At 58.9% G+C, this 17,689-nt stretch carries 24 protein-coding genes and 2 tRNA genes; 12 read left to right on the top strand and 14 right to left on the bottom strand.

From position 1 onward, the window contains the following. Positions 1–3: 3 nt before the first annotated feature. Entirely contained in the window at positions 4–243 is a 240-nt protein-coding gene (locus AC2FD8_RS06290) for an Lrp/AsnC family transcriptional regulator (RefSeq protein WP_496854576.1), read from the top strand. 124 nt (positions 244–367) lie between these two features. Here AC2FD8_RS06290 and AC2FD8_RS06285 read toward each other — a convergent pair. Then, positions 368–442: transfer RNA gene (locus AC2FD8_RS06285), tRNA-Gly, on the bottom strand. Positions 443–476: 34 nt separating this feature from the next. Next, positions 477–551, bottom strand: a tRNA-Gly gene (locus AC2FD8_RS06280). Positions 552–555: 4 nt separating this feature from the next. Here AC2FD8_RS06280 and AC2FD8_RS06275 point away from each other — a divergent pair. Together AC2FD8_RS06275 and AC2FD8_RS06270 are read left to right on the top strand one after the other, a co-directional pair. Then, positions 556–837 (top strand): hypothetical protein, encoded by a 282-nt coding sequence (locus AC2FD8_RS06275; protein WP_496854574.1) that lies wholly within the window; start codon positions 556–558, stop codon positions 835–837. A 200-nt stretch (positions 838–1,037) separates the two neighbouring features. Continuing rightward, the gene (locus AC2FD8_RS06270; protein WP_496854572.1) at positions 1,038–1,913 is read left to right on the top strand and encodes a cytochrome P450 family protein; all 876 of its coding nucleotides are present in this window, start codon (positions 1,038–1,040) and stop codon (positions 1,911–1,913) included. A 16-nt stretch (positions 1,914–1,929) separates the two neighbouring features. Here AC2FD8_RS06270 and AC2FD8_RS06265 read toward each other — a convergent pair whose 3' ends face one another. Beyond that, positions 1,930–2,196, bottom strand: coding sequence for a DUF2312 domain-containing protein (locus tag AC2FD8_RS06265; RefSeq protein WP_170374913.1), 267 nt, complete (start codon positions 2,194–2,196; stop codon positions 1,930–1,932). A 164-nt stretch (positions 2,197–2,360) separates the two neighbouring features. Between AC2FD8_RS06265 and AC2FD8_RS06260 the strand changes: the two genes are divergently transcribed. Further along, positions 2,361–2,579, top strand: a complete 219-nt coding sequence (locus AC2FD8_RS06260; RefSeq protein WP_496854570.1) for a hypothetical protein — start codon at positions 2,361–2,363, stop codon at positions 2,577–2,579. A gap of 9 nt (positions 2,580–2,588) precedes the next feature. On the opposite strand, the gene AC2FD8_RS06255 is transcribed toward AC2FD8_RS06260, so the two are convergent. After that, complete coding sequence (locus tag AC2FD8_RS06255) at positions 2,589–2,801, bottom strand: hypothetical protein (RefSeq protein ID WP_496854568.1); 213 nt, start codon at positions 2,799–2,801, stop codon at positions 2,589–2,591. Between the two features lie 238 nt (positions 2,802–3,039). Here AC2FD8_RS06255 and AC2FD8_RS06250 point away from each other — a divergent pair, with 238 nt between their 5' ends. From AC2FD8_RS06250 to AC2FD8_RS06235, 4 genes are read left to right on the top strand one after another with little or no spacing between them, the layout of a single operon-like run. Continuing rightward, positions 3,040–3,903 (top strand): MBL fold metallo-hydrolase, encoded by an 864-nt coding sequence (locus AC2FD8_RS06250; protein WP_496854566.1) that lies wholly within the window; start codon positions 3,040–3,042, stop codon positions 3,901–3,903. 30 nt (positions 3,904–3,933) lie between these two features. Beyond that, positions 3,934–4,353 (top strand): YeeE/YedE family protein, encoded by a 420-nt coding sequence (locus AC2FD8_RS06245; RefSeq protein ID WP_496854564.1) that lies wholly within the window; start codon positions 3,934–3,936, stop codon positions 4,351–4,353. Beyond that, positions 4,353–4,784, top strand: a complete 432-nt coding sequence (locus tag AC2FD8_RS06240; RefSeq protein WP_496854562.1) for a DUF6691 family protein — start codon at positions 4,353–4,355, stop codon at positions 4,782–4,784. Before AC2FD8_RS06245 ends, AC2FD8_RS06240 begins: the two co-directional genes overlap by 1 nt. A gap of 9 nt (positions 4,785–4,793) precedes the next feature. Further along, positions 4,794–5,225 carry a protein tyrosine phosphatase family protein gene (locus AC2FD8_RS06235; RefSeq protein WP_496854560.1) on the top strand — a complete coding sequence of 144 codons (432 nt, stop codon included), beginning with the start codon at positions 4,794–4,796 and terminating at the stop codon, positions 5,223–5,225. Position 5,226: 1 nt separating this feature from the next. Here AC2FD8_RS06235 and AC2FD8_RS06230 read toward each other — a convergent pair whose 3' ends face one another. The 5 genes from AC2FD8_RS06230 to AC2FD8_RS06210 all read right to left on the bottom strand — a co-directional run bounded on the left by AC2FD8_RS06230 (position 5,227) and on the right by AC2FD8_RS06210 (position 11,131). After that, a complete protein-coding gene (locus AC2FD8_RS06230) occupies positions 5,227–6,321 on the bottom strand; it encodes a FliM/FliN family flagellar motor switch protein (RefSeq protein ID WP_496854558.1) in 1,095 nt (364 codons plus the stop codon). 76 nt (positions 6,322–6,397) lie between these two features. After that, entirely contained in the window at positions 6,398–9,076 is a 2,679-nt protein-coding gene (locus tag AC2FD8_RS06225; protein WP_496854556.1) for an ATP-binding protein, read from the bottom strand. Continuing rightward, positions 9,076–9,384, bottom strand: coding sequence for a hypothetical protein (locus AC2FD8_RS06220; protein WP_496854554.1), 309 nt, complete (start codon positions 9,382–9,384; stop codon positions 9,076–9,078). Before AC2FD8_RS06220 ends, AC2FD8_RS06225 begins: the two co-directional genes overlap by 1 nt. Beyond that, complete coding sequence (locus AC2FD8_RS06215) at positions 9,381–9,761, bottom strand: response regulator transcription factor (RefSeq protein WP_496854553.1); 381 nt, start codon at positions 9,759–9,761, stop codon at positions 9,381–9,383. The genes AC2FD8_RS06220 and AC2FD8_RS06215 overlap by 4 nt, the downstream gene beginning before the upstream one ends. A 77-nt stretch (positions 9,762–9,838) precedes the next feature. Next, the gene (locus AC2FD8_RS06210) at positions 9,839–11,131 is read right to left on the bottom strand and encodes a helix-turn-helix domain-containing protein (RefSeq protein ID WP_496854552.1); all 1,293 of its coding nucleotides are present in this window, start codon (positions 11,129–11,131) and stop codon (positions 9,839–9,841) included. 189 nt (positions 11,132–11,320) lie between these two features. Here AC2FD8_RS06210 and AC2FD8_RS06205 point away from each other — a divergent pair, with 189 nt between their 5' ends. From AC2FD8_RS06205 to aat, 4 genes are all read left to right on the top strand, one after another. After that, positions 11,321–11,857: a LuxR C-terminal-related transcriptional regulator gene (locus AC2FD8_RS06205; protein ID WP_496854551.1), complete on the top strand. Its 537-nt coding sequence runs from the start codon at positions 11,321–11,323 to the stop codon at positions 11,855–11,857. A gap of 151 nt (positions 11,858–12,008) precedes the next feature. Then, positions 12,009–12,506 carry an acetyl-CoA carboxylase biotin carboxyl carrier protein gene (gene accB / locus AC2FD8_RS06200; protein WP_496854550.1) on the top strand — a complete coding sequence of 166 codons (498 nt, stop codon included), beginning with the start codon at positions 12,009–12,011 and terminating at the stop codon, positions 12,504–12,506. A gap of 9 nt (positions 12,507–12,515) precedes the next feature. Beyond that, positions 12,516–13,865 (top strand): acetyl-CoA carboxylase biotin carboxylase subunit, encoded by a 1,350-nt coding sequence (accC, locus tag AC2FD8_RS06195; protein WP_496854549.1) that lies wholly within the window; start codon positions 12,516–12,518, stop codon positions 13,863–13,865. 48 nt (positions 13,866–13,913) lie between these two features. Beyond that, positions 13,914–14,546, top strand: a complete 633-nt coding sequence (gene aat, locus AC2FD8_RS06190) for a leucyl/phenylalanyl-tRNA--protein transferase (protein ID WP_496854548.1) — start codon at positions 13,914–13,916, stop codon at positions 14,544–14,546. Here aat and AC2FD8_RS06185 read toward each other — a convergent pair. The 5 genes from AC2FD8_RS06185 to clpX all read right to left on the bottom strand — a co-directional run bounded on the left by AC2FD8_RS06185 (position 14,501) and on the right by clpX (position 17,592). After that, positions 14,501–14,869, bottom strand: a complete 369-nt coding sequence (locus tag AC2FD8_RS06185; protein WP_496854547.1) for a DUF2155 domain-containing protein — start codon at positions 14,867–14,869, stop codon at positions 14,501–14,503. The two genes, aat and AC2FD8_RS06185, sit on opposite strands and share 46 nt — an antisense overlap. Next, positions 14,866–15,318, bottom strand: coding sequence for an outer membrane lipid asymmetry maintenance protein MlaD (mlaD, locus tag AC2FD8_RS06180; RefSeq protein WP_496854546.1), 453 nt, complete (start codon positions 15,316–15,318; stop codon positions 14,866–14,868). The genes AC2FD8_RS06185 and mlaD overlap by 4 nt, the downstream gene beginning before the upstream one ends. Positions 15,319–15,331: 13 nt before the next feature. Beyond that, positions 15,332–15,715 (bottom strand): NADH:ubiquinone oxidoreductase subunit NDUFA12, encoded by a 384-nt coding sequence (locus AC2FD8_RS06175; RefSeq protein WP_496854545.1) that lies wholly within the window; start codon positions 15,713–15,715, stop codon positions 15,332–15,334. Between the two features lie 79 nt (positions 15,716–15,794). Next, positions 15,795–16,160, bottom strand: coding sequence for a RidA family protein (locus AC2FD8_RS06170; protein WP_496854544.1), 366 nt, complete (start codon positions 16,158–16,160; stop codon positions 15,795–15,797). A 163-nt stretch (positions 16,161–16,323) separates the two neighbouring features. Continuing rightward, a complete protein-coding gene (clpX, locus tag AC2FD8_RS06165; RefSeq protein ID WP_496854543.1) occupies positions 16,324–17,592 on the bottom strand; it encodes an ATP-dependent Clp protease ATP-binding subunit ClpX in 1,269 nt (422 codons plus the stop codon). Positions 17,593–17,689 lie beyond the last annotated feature (97 nt).

Below are 17,689 nucleotides of genomic sequence, written 5' to 3'. Positions count from 1 at the left end.
CACATGTCCACCTGCGTTTTCATCCAGATCCGTTGTACACCCGGCACCACCTACAAGGTCGCCGAAGAGATCGCCCTGCGCGAGATTCACTCGGAGCTTTATTCCACAAGTGGCGAATATGACCTGCTGCTGAAGCTCTATGTCCCCGAAACCGAAGATGTGGGTCATTTCATCAACGAACACCTGCTGGTGATTCCAAACATCGAACGATCCTTGACCACGATGACATTCAAGGCGTTCTGAGCTGAATTTGAGATCATGGCGCCGTCGTGGCCCGCTTTCGAAAAACACCCGGGCCAATACAACCCGTCACGAATGCGCGGGCCGCGCATTTTCAATGAAATAGACCTGTGAGAAGGTTTGTATCTGGAGCGGGCGAGGCGATTCGAACGCCCGACCCTAACCTTGGCAAGGTTATGCTCTACCCCTGAGCTACGCCCGCATCAGATACATATTTTGGTCCGAAGACCTCTCAATGGAGCGGGCGAGGCGATTCGAACGCCCGACCCTAACCTTGGCAAGGTTATGCTCTACCCCTGAGCTACGCCCGCGCCGTTGAGTGAGGAGGGATGTATAAATTCCCGCGCGAGCCTGCAAGCGGAAAAAGACAAAAACCTGCAAAAATCTTTCGACGGAATTTCGAGGCTGATGCGTTCAAGGGGTAGTGAGGCTTACAAGGCGAAGGGACGCGTGATGAAATCAAGGGCTTTGGCAGAAATGAAGACGGCACTGTTGGCGGCGTTGATTGTTTTTGCATTCGTGCTTTGCCCGCCCAAGGATACTCCACTGGCCGAGGCCCCCTCCCCCATGTACGAGCGGCAGGATTTGGCGGGTTAATCAGTCTTGCCGAGTTACGCCAAAGAAGGAACCGCATTCCGCGCTGGCAGAGTTCAAGCTGCCCCCTGCGGAGGGGCTGCGAGCCTCGATTCCTTTAGGATGTCCCCTGAGGCCCCCATCCAATTTCCTGTTACAGCATTTACCGACGAAGGCGCAGGATGTAACACCGAAAAAGGGAGCCCGGAAAGAAAAGGACGAAGATGCAGGTTGTTATACACGCAGGCGTGGCCTTTTCCGACAATGACCAGTTGATTGAAACCCTGGGCGCGAACACTGCGGTGCTGAACCAGCAGCGGATCATCCCTTTGGATTTGGCGCAGGGTCGGCAGTTTGTGAAGGTCGCCTCGGATTCCATGACAACCGGGGTGCCGCTGCCAGAGGTCCTGATGGGGCTGAATGAGGTTCTTCCCGACCGCACAACCTGTGACCGCGTTGTCCTTTCCAGCGACAAGGTTTTCGGCCCCAGACGAACCGCGATTCTGCAAGGGCGGCTATATCCCTTTGCGGCAGAGCGGGTTGCGTTTCTGGACCGGGTTCTGGAGGCGGATCAGATTGAATTGTGTTTCGCGCTGGTGAACCCGGCCAGTTTTATCTCGAAACTGTTGATGTCGCTGCCGGAAGAGCGCCGGAAAGCCATTCTGGAGAGCACAGACCTGAGCAGCCTGAGCTGGCTGAACATGATCAACGATCTTCGGGAAGTGGCTCCGGCCGTTCAGATCACGCTCTGGGCCAATGAAGACACGCCGCTTCTCTGGGGCGATATCCTCAGAACGGTGGCCGGACTGCCGGACAAGGCGGCCCTGCAGCATGAATACGCGTTCCTTGCCTCGGTGCTGACGGATGCAGGCCGCGCAGAACTGACGCAACTGCTGGAACAAATAGCCTGGCAGGATCGGGATATGCTGCGGGAAAGTCTGACCCATCTGTTCGATGAACATGCCGATCCCGCGCAAATCGAGGAAGAACTGGAGATGCCGGGCTGGAATTCAGACGTGGTCAGCGCATTTTCCGAGATCTACGAACAGGATCTCGCGGCATTGCGGACCATGCCGGGTGTACAAGTGCTGCAGCCCTGACACGGGCTGCATCGCATTACATTCCAAGTGCTTCCTTGTACATTTCAAGAACCGCCTCTTCTTCGGCGATATCATCCTTGTCGCGCTTACGCAGAGCGACCAACTTGCGCATGACCTTGGTGTCGTAACCGCGTGCCTTGGCTTCGGCCATGACCTCTTTCTGCTGCTCGGCCAGATCTTTCTTTTCGGCATCCAGACGCTCGATCCGTTCGATGAACTGGCGCAGCTCGCCTGCAGTCACGCGATAGTTGGCGGCGGCCTGATCTTCGGTCATGTCTTCCATGTTGGTCTCTCCCAGAGGCTGAATTGCGGTGCCGAGATATCGGGCATGGTGCCGGATACATCGCCGGTGCGCGGGTCGCAAGCACCCAATCCCATGGGCGGGCTTGTCGACAGGCCCCTGATCCGCTAAGCGCAAAACCACGGCACCAGCAGAGGCAGGCAACCATGTTCGAAATCATCACCTGGGGCGGCGCCGCCCTGTCAGTGGCCGGTCTTGTCGGTCTGGTCTGGTGTATTCTGCGCGTGATGAAGGCCCGCAAAGCAGGCCTTTCTGATGACGAACTGCGCGCTGTTGTTCAGGGTGTTCTGCCCTGGAATCTGGGGTCGTTGTTTCTGTCGGTCATGGGGCTGATGCTGGTCATCCTTGGCATATCGCTGGGATAATCCGGGCGATCAAATCGGCAAATTGTCGAACCGCGCCTCCATGGCGTCCTCGCACAGGGCCGCATCCAGGAGACGTATGCGCGAAGGCACATGCATGCCCTGCTGACGCATGCGATCAACGATTTTGCTAAAACTGGGTTGTAGCGCCAACCGGGTATCCAGACTCGCGTCCTGAAGTTTTTGCTCCAGTTGCTGCGCTTCGAAATAAAGATTGCTCGTCATAAAATTGATCCTCCCAACTGTCAGTATCCCAGATATAGGTAACGCGGATGCGACACGAAGATGCTATCGGAAACGCGGGCGGTTTATTGCCCGCCAAAACGGCCTATTCGGCAATTCGACGTATCTGGGTTAAAGTTTAAGCGATTTTCATCTGTTGTGCCTTGACGGAGATCAAAAATCGAACTGGCCCTTGTATCACATTCTATTTTCCATATATGTTGTCCAGGTGGAGGAAGCCATGAAGCCAATAGTGAAAGCGTTCTTCGACGATCAGACCTTTACGGTCTCGTATGTCGTTCACGAAGACAGCAGCCGTGCCTGTGCAATTGTCGATAGCGTGCTGGATTTCGATCATGCCTCGGGTCAGACAGGGACGGCATCTGCCGACCAGATCATCGCCTATGTGCGCGCCAATGACCTGAAGACCGAATGGATTTTGGAAAGTCACGTACATGCAGACCACCTCTCGGCTGCGCCGTATCTGCAACAGGAACTGGGAGGCAAAATCGGGATCGGAGACCAGATCGTCGAGGTGCAAGAGACCTTCGGCAAAATCTTCAACGAAGGGACCGAGTTTCAGCGCGATGGCAGCCAGTTTGACGCCCTCTTCCGCGAGGGCGACAGCTTCCACATCGGTCAGATGCGGGGCGATGTGCTGCACACTCCCGGCCATACTCCGGCCTGCCTGACCTATGTGATTGGGGATGCCGCTTTTGTCGGCGATACACTGTTCATGCCCGATTTCGGCACCGCGCGATGTGATTTTCCGGGCGGCTCGTCCGAGGAGCTTTTTGCTTCGATCCAGAAAATCCTGTCTCTGCCCGATGAGACCCGCATATTCGTGGGGCACGACTACAAGGCTCCGGGCCGGGATGAATATGCGTGGGAAACAACGGTGGGCGAGCAAAAGGCATTGAACATCCATATCGGACAGGGTCGCAGCATCGAAGAGTTCGTGGAAATGCGAGACGCGCGCGATGCAACCCTTTCCAAACCCCGGCTGATTCTGCCGTCGCTTCAGGTCAATATGCGGGCGGGTCAGATGCCTCCGGCGGACGAGCAAGGCGATGTTTTTCTGAAATTGCCGATCAATAAGCTGTGACATGCACCACCGGAAAAGGATGAATTTGGAATGAACCCTGATTGGATATGGGGCCTGTGTGGCGGCGTTCTGATCGGCTGCGGCGCTGCGCTTTACCTGCTGGGCAATGGCCGGATCATGGGGGCCAGCGGCATTTTGGGAGGTCTGATCGACGGTCCGGCAAGGCGCGAGAAACTTGCGTTTGTTGTGGGGCTGATCGGGATGCCACTGATCCTGAGCCGTCTGATGAGCGAACGACCCGAAACGCATCTGACGGAAAATCTGGGCCTTCTGGTCGCGGCCGGGCTGCTGGTCGGCATCGGCACGCGGTTGGCAAACGGGTGTACATCGGGCCACGGGGTCTGTGGTATCTCTCGGTTTTCTCTGCGCGGGGTTGTTGCGACCTGCGTCTATATCGCAGCCGGAGCGGTGGTTTTGGCCCTGTTCCGCCATGGATTGGGGGTGATCTGATGCGGCTATTGATCGCTTTTGTTTCGGGCGCGCTGTTTGGCGCGGGGCTGTTGCTGTCAGGGATGACGGATACCCAAAAGGTTCAGGGTTGGCTGGATATCTTCGGCGCCTGGGACCCGACCCTGGCCTTCGTCATGGGCGGCGCGATTCTGCCCATGTTGGTCGCGTGGCGCATGACCAAGACCCGCCGACCGTTGACCGGCGGCACCTTTCCCGCCCCTGCTGCGGCCGAACTTGACCGAGGGTTGATCCTCGGTTCGGTCCTGTTTGGCGCTGGCTGGGCGTTGGTGGGCCTATGTCCCGGTCCGGCCATGGCAGCACTGTCCTATGGCGGGACCAGCAGCGCTGTCTTTCTGGTGGCGATGGCGGCAGGGATGCGCCTGGCACCGGGGCTTCGTGCGCAACTGGACAGGGCGGTCAGCCCGGCCTAATCAATTGCCATGGAGATTCGACCTATAACCCCCCGCTACGCCGTGTCGCCGCAGATCACTGTCGAGGACGTGCCCACCATTGCCGAGGCCGGTTTCGTCAAGGTTATCTGCAACCGACCCAATGCAGAGGTCCCCGAGATCATGCAATCCGATGCCATCGGCGACGCGGTCCGCGCTGCCGGGTTGGAATACGAGGTGCTGGAACTGACCCACCAGACCATGACACCCGAAAATATCACCCGGCAACGGGATATGGCCGAGAACTGCTCTGGCCCGGTGCTGGCATATTGCGCGTCGGGCACGCGTTGCTCGGTCGTTTGGGCTCTGGGTCAATGCGGCCAGATGAGTACGGATGAGATTCTGACTGCCACCACCAATGCCGGGTATCAGTTGGAGCAACTACGCCCCACTCTGGATCAACTGCGCAGCACGTCGGACTAGATCAGGCCTCTCTATCCTCCAGGCCGTCAAGGCCCGCCAATTGCGAGATTTCCGCGGCCATTCTATCAGGCTCAACAAGGCTCAGGTCCTCGTCGAACGGATCGCCAACCGGTAGAGCCGAGGCAAGGTCGATCGGATCCGTCGGGATGTTTACGTTTGCGTCAGTCTGGTCTTCGCTGGCGCTGGCCGGTCGGCTTTCTATGAACTCGGTAGATTCCAACGCATCCAACGCAGGCTGCGCTACGTTTTCATTCAACCGAACGGCACGCATTCCCCCTGACTGGCCCAAGCGCCCGACCGAGGCGCGGGTACGTTCGATCGTCAGGACCTCAGTCCGGTCCAGCCGCGCACCGGTCAGCGGCAACAGGCTCCCCTCTTCAAGCGCGGACAGATGCGCCAGTGGCAATTTCATGCGGCACACCACTGCGTTCAGTTCGGCCCGGACAACACCTGATGACTGCTCCAACCGAGGGCCGATATCGGCCTCCGGCTCGATCTCTGCCTCATCTGACGCAGGCGCATCAGGCAGCACAATCGTGATCCGGCCCTGACGCAACCCGCCTGCAAGGTCCACGGTCAGGTCAAAAACGCGGTAGCGGTCTGCCACCAGCGACAAGGTCAGCCCACGCAAATCCGCCGCTCGCGAGGTGTACTCATACCCCGCCAGACTCGGCTGATCCACCGCATCAACCAGACCGACGGCACGGCGCAGCGCATCCTCGACCAGCGGTGCGGCCATGGCGGCGTCTGTATCCGTAAACCCCCGCGCAACTGGTGCATCCGGTGCAACCTCACCAATGGTTTGGGTCTGAACGATGGCTGAAACGCAGTTCAAATCCAGACAGGCTGTTGCAACCCCATCAGGCCCCGTGAATTTCAGCAGCAACCAATCCTCGGCCAAGGTGGCCGCAAGGCCAGCCTGCGCCCGATCCGTCTGTTTTGCCCCGATAACAGCCAGCGGAAGATTCAAACGCTCACCCGCGGCCCGGGCAAAGCCCAGCCGCAATGCCCGCAGGATCGAGCGGGGTCGATCCCCCAGATCCCCCTGCCCCAATGACAATTTGCGCGCCAGAGCGGCGCCGGCCGTGTGTGCCATGGCTTCGGTACCATCCGATTTCTTGTCGTGAGTCTTGGTGTAACCCGGCAGAGGTTACGAACTTCTTTAAACCGAGCTATTGCGCCGCTTGCCGGTAGGCCAAAGGCAGGCTGACCCGGAACGCCGCACCGCCCTGCCCCGGCAGATAGGTGATATCACCGCCCAAACGGTGCATGATCTCGCGGCAGATCGCCAGACCCAGCCCGGCACCGCCAGCCTTGTCCCCTCCGACCCGCGCGAATTTTTCAAAGATCATCGACCGCGCCTGAGGTGGTACACCGCTGCCATTATCGATGAAGTCCACAACCAGCTGACCACCCACATCATGTGCCGAGATCGTCAGAACCCGTTCCTCGGCATCGCAATATTTCTGCGCGTTGGAAATGAGGTTGATAAACACCTGCCCCAAGCGATCCAGATCGGTTTGCAGGGGGATACGCTCGGATGCCTTGCTGCGACGTACGACGAGCTGTTGATCCGTTCCCGCCAATGCGCTTGAGATTGCCCGATCCAGAACCGACCGCAGCGTATCGTCGCTGACGTTCAACCTGACCTGACCGTTTTCCAGAACGCTGAGGTCAAGCAGATCGTCCAGCAGACGCGTCAGGCGCAGCGCCTCGTCGTGAATAATGGCGGCATAACGGGTCTGTTCTTTGCCGCTCAGCCCTTCGGTGTCGCGCATGATCTCGGAAAACGCCCGGATCGAGGTCATCGGCGTACGCAACTCGTGACTGACCTGGCTGAGGAAACTGTCTTTCTGCTCGGATATTTCGGTCAATTTGGCGTTGGCATCGCGCAACTGGCGGGCCGTGCGGCTGAGTTCGGCAGATTTCACCTCCAACTGGCTAGAGTATTCCAGCAATTGCGCCGATTCGTCGGCAACGGCCAAAAGGTCCTCGACTGAAACCGAGGCACCGCCCACGATCTGCCCGATCATCGCATGCGCCGTGGCCGCCCCTACTGAGCCGCTGAGTTCCCGTTCAAGCCGAGCCAGAAAACCGGGCGTCGGCTCGGGCATGGGCGAGCGCCCGCCCTGAAGCTCAGCCTCGCGCTGGAACAATTCCTGGGCAGGCGATGTGCCCAGAATGCGCTGCGTCATGATCATCAGGTCTTCGCTTTGCGCAACCGACCCGGTCCAACCGCGCGGTGCGACCGAGTGGTCAAAGACATTGACGAATTGCGCCCCCTGAAGCCGCTCCAGCGGGCTGGGAAAACTCAGCAGGGATGCGACGCAGAACACCACGGCATTCAGGGAAATCGACCACATCACGGAATGCACCATTGGGTCGATACCTTCGATCCCGAACAAGGCCTGAGGTCGCAACCATGCAATGCCAAATGGTCCGTTCAGCAGCACACTCTCGGGCATCCAGGCCGCCCCCATTCCGGGAAGAAGCAATGTGTAGATCCATAGAACAAAGCCCACGGTCAAACCTGCCAGGGCACCAGTTCTGGTGGCCCCGCGCCAGAACAATCCGCCGACCATCGCAGGCAGGATTTGCGAAATTCCACTAAAGGCCACCAACCCGATCGAGGACAGCGCCGTGCCTCCGCCAGACAGGCTGTAATAAAAATACCCAAGCGCCATAATCGCAGCGATCGAGATACGCCGTGCCATCAATACGATGTTGCGCACGTCACCGGGCACAGCCCCAACGCGCTCATGCGTGTTCAGCCAGATCGGCATTACAACGTGGTTCGACACCATCGTCGACAGGGCCATTGCCGTTACGATCACCATCGAGGTCGCTGACGAGAACCCTCCGATAAAAGACAGCATCGCCAGCCCGTCCTTGCCCTGAGACAACGGCACGGTCAGCACGAACAGATCCGGGTTGGACCCTTCCGGCAGCATATCAAGACCGACAACGGCAATGGGGACGACAAACAGGCTCATCAACAACAGATAGAGCGGAAAGGCCCAGGCGGCGGTGCGCAGATGGCCCTCGTCATCATTCTCGACCACCATGACCTGGAACATGCGCGGCAGGCATACAAAGGCGGCGGCGGACAGAAAGATAAAGGTCGTCCAGCGCCCGGCATCCACTTGCCACTTGCCGATTTCCGAAGCGTCGATACGCTCCATCATCGGGCCGAAACCACCCGCTACACCCCAGACGACGAAGATGCCGACAGCCACCAGCGCAAACAGTTTGACCACCGACTCGACCGCAATGGCAGTGACCACGCCGTGGTGGCGTTCATTGGCATCCAGATTGCGGGTGCCAAAAAGGATCGCAAACATCGCCAGCCCGGCCGCCACCCAGAACACGCTGGAGCCTTCGCGGTAGAGGCCCGAAGGGTCGGCCTCGGCAAAGATCGAGAAAGACAGGGTTATCGACTGCAATTGCAGCGCGATATAGGGCGTGCCGCCAATCACGGCCAGAATCGTGACGCATACCGCCAGTGTATTCGACTTGCCATAGCGCGAGGACAAAAGGTCCGCGATTGAGGTCACGCGCTGGCTGCGCCCGACCCGCACCAGTTTGCGCAGACCCCACCACCAACTGATCATCACCAGCGTCGGCCCGAGGTAGATTGTCACGAACTCCAACCCCGACCGCGCGGCATTGCCGACCGCGCCGTAAAAAGTCCAGGCTGTGCAATAGATCGACAGGGACAGCGTGTAAATCAACGGGGAACGCAGCCATTTACCCCGCCCTGCTGCCGCCATCCTGTCTGCGGCAAATGCCACGCCGAACAGAAGAACGACATAGCCCAGACAGACCAGAATCAGAACGTTCAGCGTTGCCATCAGCCTGCGTCCGCCTCAGAGCTGTCATCCGCGCCGGTGCGGCGGGCAACGAAGCCAAAAAACAGGCTGACCAGAATCAGACCGATCCAGCAGGCGAAGATGTAGAAGATGGCTGAAGACAGCGGCACACCGCCGGTTCTAGATTCGGCGTCTGGCCACAGAAGCGGCAACACCAGAAGCGCGCCGCCCAGAAATGGCAGTAGCCGAGCCGAATCCGCCAGCCTGCGCCGGCGATAGCTTTGCCGTTCCAGAAACAACGAGGGCCGCGCACCGCGCGACGTGCGGTCCTGACCCTCGGGCGACGTCATAACTGCGTCGCCTGTGCATGCAAATCGCGTACAGCGGTCAGCACCTCGGCGTTGGAAAACGGTTTGGTCATGAAGCGGCTGACACCCGCATTCTCGGCCATCTCACGATCTCTGGACTGCCCGCGAGCGGTCAGCATCAGAACCGGCAGGTCCTGCATGTCGTCCAAGGCGCGCAAATCGCGCAGAATGTCCATCCCGCTCTTGCCCGGTAGCATCACGTCCAGAATCACCAGATCGGGCTCTGCGCCCCGGATCACCTGAAGCGCATCCGCACCATCGCCATGTGTCTCGACTTGCCACCCCTCGCGAGTCAGCAAGAACCGGATGGCCTCGGCGATGTTCGGCTCATCCTCAATCAACAGAACCTTACGGCTCATTTGTGTATATCCTCCCGATGACTGGCCTCCACCCCGGAACCGGTCAACGCCAGATTAAGCGGTTGTTCGGGAAACTGTCAAAAGCCTTCGCTGAGAATTGACGGCTCGCGACGAGACCGGCAATCGCCGCTTGGGCAAATCCGGCAGCTTGGTCCGACCTGTATCGCCGTCGCATTCGGTTCGGCATCGGCCAGCGGCAGTATCAGCATGGCCGCGCGATACGATGGTTCCTGATCGTAGCCGGACAGGCCATGCGGCCAGGCATAAGCGTGGCATTCGAACATTGCAGCGGCCCGCCCTTGCTGCGCAACTTGCCGTCTGATCGGAACCAGAGGCCGGTTTAACGCGGAATACATCGGCCAATGGGGGCAGGCCTCGCCATGGCGTGGCAGTGACAGGCCGGGAACGGGCTTCAGAAACAGGATGCTGCCCGAGCCGTCGCAAATCACCAGCCCCACCGGTCGGTTCAGCACCTCGTCCGGCAGGCTGGCCAAGCGCCGGAACACTGTCGGCAGATCAACCGAGAATTGCTGCGCCAGCTCCAGAGGGTTCGGATCACCTTCGCCCAACACGGTCTTGAGCGCGTCAAGCGGCATGGCTTTGGCATCCACCTCACTCTGTTTTAACCATTCCTCTGCAAGGCTGCGCGCGGCAGAGGTGTTCAGCCCCTCAAGGTCAATACCCTCAGCCCCTTGCCCGGTTTCAAGTTCGGGAAAGCTGTAGCCGCGTCTTTCAAGAAACACCTCGACCTCTTCCAGCGGCGCCCCACGTGGATCTTTCGACTCGTCGCTTTCGTCCAGATAGGTCACCAACGCCTTGGAGCTGTCGGCCAGACGTTCAGCATCTTGATGAAGGTTCTGGTGGAATCGGTCCTGCCACTCGGCGTCGATATCCTGCGCGTCGGCCAGAATCGCTGCGGTTGACCGAATCGCCGCCGCGGTCGACAGCACCTCGTGCATCGAGGCCGCCAGATGCGGGTCATGGGTCAGCCGGTCCGACAGGGTTTCAACGGTCCGCTCCAACGACACCACACGGCGATGCATCTGCGCCAAAACCCCCGACCAGCCGGGAAAACGGCCTGCAAACTCCTCCAGCGTTTCAATTTCGGCCTGCTGGCCAACCGCGTCAGCCGCCGCTTCGCGCAGAGCCGAGATCAGGGTCGCTTCGATCCCTTGTGTCAACATCGAAGGTTCAACCGACAGCGCCCCGGCGATATTGACCAGCAATTTCCCCCCGATCCGGCGGCGGTTATGTTCGATCAAGTTCAGATACGAGGCCGAGATCCCCACCTGACGCGCAAGTTCAGCCTGCCTCAGACCCGCGATCTGCCGCCGTTCGCGGATCCGGCTGCCCGTCAGCAAATCACGCATGATCAAGGTCCTCAGTCACGTTTAGCTATCTCTGGTTGGTCGTATTTTCAGTTTATTCTATCAATTTCTTGATGTTATGCACCAGTTTTCAGATCGCCTTAACAAGATTGACAGTGTTCGGCATGCGACCTTCCTGCGCGAAACGCTTCGCCCCTTCTCATTTCCTGCATTTACCGCCACCATACAGGGATGAGCGACCCAGCTTTTGAATATGCACCCATCGGTCTTGTCGAATTGGAAAACCGCATCATCCGGCGGTGCAATTTGCAATTTGCGCGCACCTTTGGCGGGGATGAGGCCGAATACAACAACATGCCCCTGCTACATCTCTACCCCTCGGTCGCGGATTGGGAAAGAATCGGACAACGCAGCCTGCAGGTGATGCGCGATACCGGCTACTACACCGATGAACGGGTGATGCGCCGCCGGAACGGAGACCTGTTCTGGTGTCGGGCACGCGGACGCTCGCTTACCCCAGACGACCCGTTTCGCCATGGAATCTGGAGCTTTTCCGATATCTCGGAGGAACGCCCGCTGGTCGAACTAACCGTGCGCGAGCGAGAAGTGGCAATCCTTTCTTGCCGTGGTCTGTCCGCCAAGGAAATCGGGATGGAACTGGGCCTGAGCTATCGCACAATCGAAGCCTACCGCGCCCGGCTACTGGAAAAATTTGGCGCCCGGAAGCTGTCCGAGTTGGTTGCAAAACTGTCCGGCATGCCATTGTAGGCTCTATCGCCTGTGATAAACCCACCAAACCTCCTGTTTTCAACTTATAACGACGCTTTTCATGACTGCTTGCTTGGCTTATAACCCTGCGTAATCAGATCGAAGCCCGCGTAAATACAGACGGGCCAAAGGGGAACCTTCGAGGATACTCATGAAAGATACCAAACACGAAGCGGATGTGGCGTTCATCAAAGCCTTGGCCGAACTGCTGCGCGAAAACGACCTGACCGAGCTGCAGGTCAAACGCGAATATGGCGAGGAAGACAGCCTGAACGTGCGCGTCAGCCGCGCCGTGCAAACAGTTGCCGCACCGGTTCAGGTCGCCGTTCCGGCCCCTGCTGCTGCTCCGGTTGCTGCTGCCCCTGCTGCCGCCGCTGCGGCGCCGGCTACTGAAACGGACGATCCGGCCAGGCATCCGGGCGCTGTGACTTCGCCCATGGTTGGCACGGTCTACATGCAGCCCGAACCCGGCGCGCCGTCCTTCGTCTCGGTCGGGGCGTCTGTTTCCGAAGGCGACACGTTGCTGATCGTCGAGGCGATGAAAACCATGAACCACATCCACGCGCCCAAATCGGGCACCGTGAAACGCATTCTGGTCGGTGACGGCGACGCGGTGGAATTTGGCACCCCTCTGGTCATTGTTGAGTAAGGCGGGCCCATGTTCGACAAGATCCTGATTGCCAACCGAGGCGAGATCGCCCTGCGCGTCATCCGCGCTGCCCGCGAGATGGGGATTAAGACGGTCGCCGTCCACTCCACCGCGGACAGTGACGCGATGCATGTGCGCATGGCAGACGAATCGGTCTGCATCGGTCCTCCGCCCAGCCCGCAAAGCTATCTGTCCGTCCCCGCCATCATCTCGGCCTGTGAGATTACGGGCGCGCAGGCGATCCACCCCGGCTATGGCTTCCTGTCCGAAAACGCAGAGTTCGTGCAGATCGTCGAAGATCATGACCTCACCTTCATCGGCCCCACCGCCGAGCACATCCGTGTCATGGGCGACAAGATTACCGCCAAGGACACGATGAAAGCGCTTGGCGTGCCTTGCGTTCCCGGTTCCGACGGCGGCGTTCCGACGCTGGAAGACGCCAAGCGGATCGGCGAAGAGTTCGGCTATCCCGTCATCATCAAAGCCACCGCAGGTGGCGGCGGACGCGGCATGAAAGTCGCGATGAACGCGGATGAGATGGAAAGCGCCTTCATGACCGCACGGGCCGAGGGCAAGGCCGCCTTTGGCAACGATGAGGTCTATATCGAAAAGTACCTCACCACGCCGCGCCATATCGAGATTCAGGTCTTCGGCGATGGTAAAGGCAAGGCGGTCCATCTGGGCGAGCGTGACTGTTCACTGCAGCGTCGCCACCAGAAGGTTTTCGAAGAGGCTCCGGGCCCCTGCATCACCCCCGAGGAACGCGCCAGGATTGGCAAAGTCTGTGCGGATGCGGTCGCCAAAATCAACTATATCGGCGCGGGCACGATCGAATTCCTGTACGAAAACGGAGAGTTCTATTTCATCGAGATGAACACGCGTCTGCAGGTGGAACATCCCGTCACCGAGGGTATCTTCGGCGTCGATTTGGTGCGCGAACAAATCCGCGTGGCCTCGGGCCTGCCGATGTCGTTTGGTCAAGATGATCTTGAGATCAACGGCCACGCGATTGAGGTTCGAATCAACGCTGAAAAGCTGCCCAACTTCTCACCCTGCCCCGGCAAGATCAGCGCATATCACGCACCCGGTGGTCTGGGTGTGCGGATGGATTCGGCGCTTTACGATGGTTATTCGATCCCGCCCTACTACGATTCGCTGATTGCCAAGCTAATCGTTCAGGGCCGCGACCGGGCTGAAGCTCTGGCCCGTTTGGAACGCGCCTTGGGCGAGTTGATCGTAGACGGCATCGACACCACAGTGCCGCTGTTCCACGCGCTGTTGCAGGAGCCGGACATTCACAGCGGCGACTACAATATCCACTGGCTGGAGCATTGGCTTGCGGAGAATTTGGCCGACTAACCCCATTGGGCCGGTTGGCATACGCCGCCCGGCCCTTGGATGTTTCTTATGAGCCTGTCACCAGAACTTCTGCTGCATGGCTATTCTATCGGCATCTTCCCGATGGCCGAGCATCGCGATGACCCGGACCTGTTCTGGGTTGATCCCAAATTCCGCGGGATTTTCCCGCTGGACGGCTTCCACATCTCGCGCAGCCTTGCAAAGCGGATACGGCGATGCGGCTTCACCGTCTTGATCAATCAGGATTTCGCAGGAGTCGTCGATGGATGCGCCGACCGTGCGGACACATGGATCAACGCCGAACTGCGTGACCTGTATCAACGATTGCACGCCACAGGCCACGCGCATTCCCTGGAAGTATGGAAGGACGACCAGCTTGTCGGTGGCGTTTTCGGGGTGACTCTGGGGGCTGCGTTCTTTGGCGAGAGCATGTTCTCGCGTCGCACCGACGCATCGAAAATCGCGTTGGCCTATCTGGTGGACCGGTTGAGGCTGACTGGGTTTCAGCTGTTTGATACCCAGTTTCTGACCGCGCATCTCGCCTCACTCGGCGCGATTGAGGTTCCTCGAATTGAGTACAGAAACGCGCTGGAAGAAGCCATTGGCGCAAGCGCAGACTTTGCGGCCGAAGTGCCTCAATCCGCTGATGGGGTAATACAGCGGATAACCCATACGTCGTAGCGCGAATGATCCAAAGCATTCAACGCCGGAGAGGTCGCGATCATCCAGCCGTCAAACAGCTGCTCGGCCTTGCCCTGTTCCCAAATGGTCAGGAAGGCAAACGCATCCCCTGTCGGGTTGTCGACCGGATAGCGGCAATCTCCCAAAGCGACATCCAAACCGAAGACAGCCTGTGTTTGACCGCTCTGCAGCTCAACATCAACGGTCTGACCGTTGACTTTATCCAGGCCGCGCAACATCGCGCCGGGTCCGGACTGAACCATTTGCTGGGCCGTCGCAGACGTCGCCGCCAGCGCCAACGCAAATGCCAGAGCGCGCATCATTCGCCGCCGTCTCCGGCGACGAACTTCACCAGCAACGAGATCAGACTGACCGCGCCCTGCGTATCTTCGATCTGGTCGCCGGGCTCAAAATAAAACGGGGAACCGCCGGGCATCACCTCGACAAAGTTACCCCCCAACAGCCCCTCGGACGAAATAACGATGGCACTGTCATCAGGCACCAGGACGCCATCCGCGACCGAAAAGGTCGTGTCAGCTCGGTAGGTGTCAGAGTTCAAGGTCACATCAGTGACGGTCCCGATTTTGACACCCGCAAGGCGCACATCGGTACCAACATTGACCCCTTCCAGCGACCGGAAGGACGCCCCAAGTTCATACCCTGCACTGCCCTGCGACAAGCCAGTGGATTGGCTGGCATAAACTCCAAACGCGACGGCGCAGGCCAAGACGGCACCGCCGACAAATACTTCGGTCCAATTGTGGGTCGACATTGCTCGCCTCGTCTTATTCCGGGCTCCAGGCCTCGTAGTCTTTGCGCTCAACAGGCTCCGCCCGGCGCAATGACCCCGCCGGGGTGTATGCAAGTGCGGTGCCTGTCAGGTTCTCCTGATGTGGTTTTTCCCAGGCCTTGTGCGCCAGCGGTTTATCTGTCGGCGGCTCATCCCAGGTCCGGTGGAGCCACCCGTGCCATTCGGGATCAACCCTGCTGGCCTCGGCCTCACCGTTGAAAATCACCCAGCGTTTGCTGTCGTCAGCGGTTCTGTAGAAGACGTTGCCTTCATTGTCCTCGCCAACTTTAACACCTTTACGCGCGGTGAAAATCTGCGTGTTCAGGGTTGCCCCGTTCCACCAGGTTACGGCCCGCAAAAGAGTGTTCAGGATGCCCATGATCCGCCTCCGGCAATTCGGTCCCGAGAAGGTATGACCCAAAGGCGCGCCAAGGTCCAGTACCCGCCGCGCGACTGCGTCACTGCGGCAATAATGCGGTCACTTCGATCTCAATCCGGTATTTGGGGTCGATCAAACCGCATTCAATCATCGTCGCGGCTGGAGGGTTCGGTCCAAAAACCTCGGACAACACAGGCCAGCACGGCTCGAATTCTGTCCGGTCGGGCAGCATGTAGGTCACACGCACTACGTCCGAAAAACCTGCGCCAGCTTCTTCCAAGGCCTTTCCGATGACATCCAGAGCTGATCTGCATTGATCTACAACGCTCTCACCCTGTCCTACAGTGCCGGAAACGTGAACCCACCCTCCGGCCACCACGGCACGGCAATAGCCGACTTTCCCTTCAAATTCCCCACCTGACGAAATACGCTTGATTGCAGTCACGGCTCAATTCTCCGAGGCTTGGGCTTCTTTGCTATTAGCGAGGCTCTGCCTCGCGCTCCGAGGTATTTTTGGCCAGATGAAGTACAGGATCCTCTATTCATCTGGCTGAAAATATCCCGGGGGAGGCGCCTGAAAGGCGGCGGGGGCAGCGCCCCCTTCACCCTTAGCCGGCAGACGCTGATTCCGGTACTGCATCGGCATAGATAATCAACGGCTGGGAATCAGAGGTCACGGCCTCGTCGTTGACCACCACTTCGGTCACATTCTTGAGGCCCGGAAGTTCGAACATCGTGTCCAGCAGGATATCTTCGAGGATCGAACGCAGCCCCCGAGCGCCGGTTTTACGTTCGATTGCTTTCTTCGCGATCGCCTTCAATGCCTCATCGGTAAAGGACAGATCGGCGTCTTCAAGCTCGAACAGACGCTGGTATTGTTTGACCAGAGCGTTTTTGGGCTTGGTCAGGATGGTGACCAAAGCATCCTCATCCAGGTCCTCCAACGTGGCCAGAACTGGCAGACGACCGACGAATTCCGGGATCAACCCGAATTTCAGCAAGTCTTCCGGCTCAAGGTCCTGGAATATTTCGCCAACGCCCCGTTCGTCATTGTCGCGTACGTCAGCGCCAAAGCCCATTGCCGAGCCTTTGCCGCGTTGCGCGATGATCCTATCCAGACCGGCAAACGCGCCGCCACAGATAAACAGGATATTGGTGGTGTCGACCTGAAGGAACTCCTGCTGCGGATGCTTCCGGCCACCCTGAGGCGGAACCGACGCCACGGTACCTTCCATCAGTTTCAGCAGCGCCTGTTGTACACCCTCACCCGAGACGTCACGAGTGATAGACGGATTTTCAGACTTACGCGTAATCTTGTCGACTTCGTCGATATAGACGATGCCGCGCTGCGCGCGTTCAACATTGTATTCACTGGCCTGAAGCAGCTTCAGAATGATGTTCTCGACGTCCTCACCTACATAGCCAGCTTCGGTCAGCGTAGTGGCATCCGCCATGGTGAACGGCACATCCAGAATACGCGCCAGCGTCTGGGCCAGCAGCGTCTTGCCGCAACCGGTCGGGCCGATCAGCAGGATGTTCGACTTGGCCAGCTCAATATCGCCGCCCGCTTTCTGGGCGTGGTTCAGACGTTTGTAGTGGTTGTGGACCGCAACCGACAGAACCCGTTTGGCAGTCGCCTGGCCAATCACATAGTCGTCCAGAACTTCACAGATGTCCTTGGGCGTCGGCACCCCGTCCGAGGATTTCAGACCGCTGGCCTTTGTCTCCTCACGAATGATGTCCATGCACAGCTCGACGCATTCATCACAGATGAAAACGGTCGGGCCTGCGATCAGCTTGCGCACCTCATGCTGGCTTTTTCCACAAAAGCTGCAGTAAAGCGTGTTTTTGCCGTCACCGCCTGAATTCGTCGCCATGATCTACCTTTCGGGCTTCGTCCCTGCGCCCCTATCACCGGGGCGCGCTTGCGCATGTTCGTGCAGCTTAGGCCAGCGCTCTGGCGGCTACAATCTC

This window comes from Ruegeria sp. YTSC192 (assembly GCF_059609705.1).
This window is presented reverse-complemented; position numbering and strand designations above follow the sequence as displayed.